6 protein-coding genes are annotated in these 6,551 nt (G+C 30.2%); all 6 read left to right on the top strand.

Annotated features, from left to right (window positions below):
* The first annotated feature begins 375 nt into the window (after positions 1-375).
* The 6 genes from M890_RS16760 to M890_RS0111070 all read left to right on the top strand — a co-directional run bounded on the left by M890_RS16760 (position 376) and on the right by M890_RS0111070 (position 6,351).
* Positions 376-915, top strand: a complete 540-nt coding sequence (locus M890_RS16760; RefSeq protein ID WP_157243279.1) for a hypothetical protein — start codon at positions 376-378, stop codon at positions 913-915.
* Between the two features lie 180 nt (positions 916-1,095).
* Complete coding sequence (locus tag M890_RS0111095; protein WP_028283610.1) at positions 1,096-1,617, top strand: hypothetical protein; 522 nt, start codon at positions 1,096-1,098, stop codon at positions 1,615-1,617.
* Positions 1,618-2,433: 816 nt separating this feature from the next.
* Positions 2,434-2,931 (top strand): GNAT family N-acetyltransferase, encoded by a 498-nt coding sequence (locus M890_RS0111085; RefSeq protein ID WP_232219150.1) that lies wholly within the window; start codon positions 2,434-2,436, stop codon positions 2,929-2,931.
* 340 nt (positions 2,932-3,271) lie between these two features.
* A complete protein-coding gene (locus M890_RS0111080; RefSeq protein WP_028283607.1) occupies positions 3,272-3,673 on the top strand; it encodes a hypothetical protein in 402 nt (133 codons plus the stop codon).
* Positions 3,674-3,834: 161 nt separating this feature from the next.
* A complete protein-coding gene (locus M890_RS0111075) occupies positions 3,835-4,743 on the top strand; it encodes an MBL fold metallo-hydrolase (protein ID WP_028283606.1) in 909 nt (302 codons plus the stop codon).
* Positions 4,744-4,974: 231 nt separating this feature from the next.
* Entirely contained in the window at positions 4,975-6,351 is a 1,377-nt protein-coding gene (locus M890_RS0111070) for a PAS domain-containing protein (protein ID WP_028283605.1), read from the top strand.
* Positions 6,352-6,551 lie beyond the last annotated feature (200 nt).

Genomic DNA, 6,551 nt, shown 5'->3' with positions numbered 1-6,551 from the left:
AGAATTTTAGCCTGATTGCGGATCTAAAACACCGATTAAAAGCCTGATAGTTTTTCGCGATTTTTTTTAGAATTTTAAGTTATTAAAAGTCAAAAAGTACGTAATACAGAATTTCACTCAGACGTAACAACGACGTAAACCGAATTAGCTTGTTACTCAAAAAAAAGTAAAATTTAAAAACTGTAGGCAACACAGCATATAAAAAATTGTTTACTTTAGTGCTTAAGTTATGGAAGTTGTTTATTTACTTACTGCTGAAATTCCTTCGGAATTTCATTGCTCGTAAACACAACTTTCCATATGCAACACGTTAGCCTTCAGTTTGCGACAATTGCAGAAATCCGAAACGAAATATTAATTTAACCTATAGAATAAATGAGTGTTTTTAGTAAATTATTTAATGGTAGTGAAAATCCAAATTTGAATGCGCTGTTGGCTAATAAAAACTTTAAAAGATTTATTTCAAATGCAGAAGATATTTCAATTGGTTTTAGCGAAATAAATATATTCAAATTAGAAAACATTAAAAAAGAGCAAATTGGATATAGCCTGACAAAAAATTGGAAATCGTTAATTGGAAAAAACAATGGAGATTGGAAAAAAAATTGGATTGTAATTGCAACTGATGATATGGCTGATCCGATATTTGTCGATATTGAAAAACCAAATTTACCTGTTTATACTGCTGAACATGGAATTGGAGAATGGGAAGAAATTAATATTGCAATTTCAATTGAAAATTTTAGTCAAATATTACATGATTTAAAAAAATTATCAATCGAAAGAGAAAATCCAAATAAAATTGAAAAAAATCCAATTTCGGTTATGGAATTGGAAAGCTTTTTATCTAAAACTAAAAATGATAATAACGGAATGAATATTGAATATTGGGAAATTTTCTTAGAAAATGATTAATAAAAACCGAACGGCTAACATCGTATAAAATTAATTGCTAGTTCAAGCCTACTTACGAAAGTCCTCGCGGACTTTCTATCTGTGATTTATTTGCTAAATTAGTTGCTTAACCACGCAACTAACCATACACAACAACGTTGTGAGTAATTTGAACTCACTCAAACTAACCCAAAAAATTTAATGAAATCAGACAGTTTTGAAAATTTTGGTAGATATAAAAATTTAGTTGGCGAAAAGTTGGCTGAATTCATATTGGAATTTGAAAATGCGCCTGAAAAAATAAAGGAATTGCTTCATTACCAATCTGTAATTAATGCATCTAATAAAATAATTCGGTTCAACAATTCTGAAGCGAATGCTCTGAAAGATAAACTAATTGAGTATTTTGAATTAGTAAAAGAAATAGACTTCTCGATAGACGAAAACAACTATTCTGAAATTCAAAAACAGAAAATGGAAAGTAGGAAAAGATACAATAAGTACATTTATCCCGTTGGTTCTCACTTAATGTTTGAAAGTGAGTTTAGGACTAAACTTCCAATTGGATTTTATGTGTTTATTGGAATTATAGCTGATTTAATTATCTACTATAATTTCACCAAAGAAATAGTTCCTCTCGCCACGATTGTCTTCATCGGAATTGGAATTTTATTTAGGAAAAGTAAAAAGAATAATGATAATGTGTTCGCACCATTTAAATAAAAAAACTACGCACAACAACGTATAAAATTAATTGCTTGGTACGAGCCTACTTACGAAAATCCTCGCGGATTTTCTATTCGGTTTTTATTTGCTAAATTAGTTGCTTAAACACGCAACTAACCATATACAACAACGTTAGCTTTAATGCCAAAAAACGAAATATGAAAAACATCAAAAATGAAGAACAGAAAAAACCTTCAAAGAAGAAATTAATAATATTGACTATTCTGTGGTTCTTTAGCACAGGTACTTTCCTACTATTAATGACTGATTTTTTCAAGGAATCACCATTTAAAAGTAGTTATGTAGGATTTTTTATGATATTGTTCGTTTCGGCTTTTGGTATTATTAAAATATATTCTAACTATCGAAAATCTAAATCTGTTTTATAGAAAAAAATCACATTAGAAACTTTAGTTTGTTTGCGGAATTTGAATCTGAATTGGAAACTCGAAATCTCACTCAAACGGAATTAATCAAGTTTCGGAATTGCTCCCTGAAATCGGAATTGAAAAATATTGTGGAAATTTAGCAAGTTTGCGGAATTAAAAGCTGACTGAAAAAAGAAAATCGGAACGAAAAATTATGCAGACAAAAAGCACTAGAAGCCAACAACGTATAAAATTAATTGCTTGGTACGAGTCTACTTACGAAAATCCTCGCGGATTTTCTAGTCGGTTAGTATTTGCTAACTTTAGTGCTTAAACACGACACTAATCATACACAAGACCGTTAACGGTCAGGCAAGGAAAACGAAATCAGACGCAAATATTATATCACATAATGGAACATAGAAATTTGAAAACCTTCCCTATATTGACAACTGAAAGATTGACTCTTCGACAATTATCTGACAACGATGTCCAGGAAATATTTATTCTTCGTTCTGACGCTTTAATAAACAAATATCTTGACAGAAATCCAAGTAAGACACTGGAAGACGCATTGGTATTTATTAAGAAGATAAAAAACAACAGCCTTTCTTATTGGGCAATTCAACAAAAAGGAAACAAAAAACTTGTTGGGACAATTTGTCTTTTCGACATTTCAGCAGAACTTAAAAAATGTGAAATTGGATATGAACTTTTAACTGAATATCAGGGAAAAGGAATTATGAGAGAAACAGTGAAAAAAATAATTGAATATTCAACTCAAACACTCGGACTAAAAACAATTGATGCTTATACACATAAGGACAACCAAAGTTCAACCAATCTACTTAAAGAATTGAAATTTAAAAGTACTGATAGAATTGATGAGACAAATTCAAATTTGATTTTATTCCGACTGAACATTAGTAATAAAAATAAATAAGTGGAAAAAAGCCCGAACCGCTAACACCCTATATAATTTATTGCTTGGTTCTAGCCTACTTACGAAAATCCTAGCGGACTTTCTATTCGGTTTTTGTTTACTAAATTAGTTGCTTAACCACGTAACTAAACATGCACAAGCACGTTGCCCACAATTTAAGAAAACGAAATAATGAAAAATAAAGTCAAATGAAAAAAACACTAATCCTTCTCTTTTCAGTCTTTCTGACCTCAATTGCATTCGGACAAGAGAAAAGAGTTGTATCGAAAATTGATTCAACAAAAACACCTGAATTAGTTCTAATCCAAGAACTAATTGTAAAAGCACCAATAGATTCTGTTTGGAATGCTTACACTACAAAAAAGGTTGGGAAAATTGGGCTGTACCACTTGCGGAAGTTGACCTGAAAGTTGGTGGATATATCAAAACGAATTATAATAAACAAGGTAAAATTGGAGATAGCACTACAATTGTTACTCACATCATAAATTACGTACCAAAAAGACTTCTGACTTTACAAGCAGAAATAACCGATAATTTCCCTGAATTTATGAAAGATGATGCCAAGGATTTTTTCAATGTTATTTATTTTGACGAGTTAGAAAATGGACACACCAATATTAAATCATTCGGAATTAAATATAAAAACAATCCGAAATACTTGTCATTAATGAATTATTTCATTCCAGCCAATGAAAAAACTTTAATGAATTTAATCGCTTACTTGGAAAAAAAGTACTGAAAATAAAAACTGTGGGCAACAACGTGTATAATTAAGGCTGGTTCTAGCCTACTTACTAAAGTCCTCGCGGACTTTCTATCTGTGATTTATTTGCTAAATTAGGTGCTTAACCACGCCACTAATCATACACAAACACGTTGTAAAACATTTAAAATCAAAACATGAAAAACATAATTTTACTAGTTTTCACAGTACTTATATTGGGATGTAATTCTAAAAAGAAGAAAGAAGAACCTATTTCAAATTCTCACGAAAAAAATGATCTTAGTGATTCACCACTATTCAATACAGAAATTGTTGAACCTACAAAATTATTTGATAATATTTACTTTGTTGGTTATGAAGGTGTGGGAGCATTTATTGTAAATACTACACAAGGAATAATATTAATAGACGCCATGTGGACTAATGATGATGCAAAGAATGTTATTATTCCTGGCATAGAAAAACTTGGATTAAACCCTAAAGATATTAAGTACCTATTGGTTACTCACGAGCATGCCGATCATTATGGTGGCGCTAATTATATTGAGAAAACCTATAAATCCAAAATTCTAATGAGCGAAGTTGCTTGGAATGGTATTCACGATCCCAATGCACTTGTTTTAGTAGATCCTTTTGGAAATAAATCAAGTGATTTACCACTACCACAATCCTATCAAAAAGTAGATGATAAAGAAATTATATCTCTTGGGGAAACTAACATAAAAGTATTGTTAACACCAGGCCATACTAAAGGTGCTATTTCATTAGTAATCAATACAACTGATAATAATATTGATCACGATGTTTCAATATGGGGAGGAACAGGATTACCCAATACTCTTGAAGAAAATAAAAAACATCTGAAATCCCTTAATTATTTTGAATCATTTGCGATTAAGAATGGTGTCGATGCTCAAATTTCAAACCATCCGTTTGTAAATAATTTATTAGATGATATGAAATTACTTAGATTAAGAAAATCAACAGAAAAAAATCCACTAATTTTAACAACAGAAGAGTTCAAAAGAAATATCGATACAGCTTTAAGAAAAAGTGTAATTGAGAAAATAAACAGTTATCAATAACCACATAACTAAAGTCTTTATTGAAAAAACGTTTTACAACACCGTAAATATTTAATTGCTTTGGCTAGTGCTTATTTGGAAAATTTCTTCGGAATTTTCTCGCGTTCGTTTTTGTTTGCTAAATTAGATGCTTAAACACGCAACAAACCATAAACAACAACCTAGCCAATGTTGACAAAAAATAGAATTTAACAGTATGATTTTAATCAATACTTTTAATAAATTTTGAATATGAACTATTATCAATTAGGAATATTATTATCACAAGGTATATTAGTTTCATTATTGATTTTAATGCTATTCCACCTTCGTAAAAAACTTGGAATAGGAATAGTCTTTGCATGTTTGGGGTTATTCCAATTTATGCAAGTGTTTCTTTCAAGCACAGTTTATGTTGAATTGGCAAAGAATTTCCTCGTATCACCAGGTTCATCAATTTTGTTTACTGCGTCACTTTTTGCTATCTTAATTATTTACATAAAAGAAGATGCTAGTGAAACCCGAAAAATAATTTATGCCTTGTTGATTACAAATATTGTCATGTCGCTACTTATTGAATCTTTTGGTTGGAATATTAAAGAAACATCTACATACAACCCATTTAATGTTTCAACAAATCTTTTTAATAATAATGCATGGGTGTTATTTATAGGCACAATTGCGCTTTTTCTCGATTCATTATTAATCATTATTATCTATGAATTTATATCCAAACGCCTCTCAAGCCTATTTTTTCAAATTTGTTTGACCATGCTAATCGTGGTGAGTTTCGACACTACATTCTTTTCGATTACAGCATTTTGGAACTACGATAACATTAATACTATTGTAATATCGGGCTTAATTTCAAAAGGTTTTGTTGCAATTTTTTATAGTGTTATCTTTTCTATTTATTTAAAGCATTTCGACACTAGGGAATTCAAAACCAATTACTTAAAAATAAATGATGTATTCAAGCCATTAACTTACAGACAGAAATTTGAAATCGCTAAATCTGATGCTATAAAAACTTCAGAAGAAGTTAAATTGAAGGAAATTAAATATCAAACACTAACGAATACGTCTTCCGTTGGTGTTTTTCATACACTCAGTGATGGATACACAACTTTTGTCAACCCTAAATGGTGTGAGATTTCCGGTTTGTCGATGAATGAAGCTCTTGGTGATGGATGGTTTAAAGCAGTCCATCCTGATGATATTGAAAAAGTTAAAAAGGAATGGAAACTGGCAACCATTGAGAATAGAACATCCGAAACTCAATATCGTTTTTTGTTAAGTGATGGTTCAACTAAATGGGTATTGGGTCGTGCTGCTCCTGAAATAAACGACAATAATCAAATAATAGGATATGTTGGTACCATTACGGACATCACTGATATAAAACTATTTGAGAAAGAGCAAATTTTATTAAAAGAAAAAGCAGAAGAAAACGAAAAAGAAATTCAAAAACATAAAAACCACCTCGAAGACTTAGTAAAAAAAAGGACAAAAGACCTTGAAGAAAAAAACAAAGAACTTGAATCATTTAACAAATTTTTTATTAATAAGGAATTAAGGATAAAAGAATTGAAAGATAAAGTGAAAGAACTTCAAAGCAAAATTCAATAAAGAAAAAAACTGAAAATATTTTGGATTATTCACTTAATAAGACATTCCGAAAACACAGCACATGGCTGTGACAATGTGTCCTACTTAGTGGTGGTAAAGTAATAAATATCAAAGTTTGTAGCTCGCATCTATACCATTAAAGTTTATTAGCAAGTAGCTACTAAATTTGCCACTACGCATACACTAACTATTGTTAATAA

Origin of the sequence: Olleya marilimosa CAM030 (assembly GCF_000518485.1) — a bacterium.
In the GTDB taxonomy this organism is placed as follows: domain Bacteria; phylum Bacteroidota; class Bacteroidia; order Flavobacteriales; family Flavobacteriaceae; genus Olleya; species Olleya marilimosa.
Note: the sequence above shows the minus strand (reverse complement) of the source record. Positions and strands in the feature narration are given on the sequence as shown.

What these genes read in the sequence shown, in the direction of transcription:
- M890_RS16760 (WP_157243279.1), top strand. Translation starts at nt 376, where the DNA reads ATGAGTGTTTTTAGTAAATTATTTAATGGTAGTGAAAATCCAAATTTG.
- M890_RS0111095 (WP_028283610.1), top strand. Translation starts at nt 1,096, where the DNA reads ATGAAATCAGACAGTTTTGAAAATTTTGGTAGATATAAAAATTTAGTT.
- M890_RS0111075 (WP_028283606.1), top strand. Translation starts at nt 3,835, where the DNA reads ATGAAAAACATAATTTTACTAGTTTTCACAGTACTTATATTGGGATGT.
- M890_RS0111070 (WP_028283605.1), top strand. Translation starts at nt 4,975, where the DNA reads ATGAACTATTATCAATTAGGAATATTATTATCACAAGGTATATTAGTT.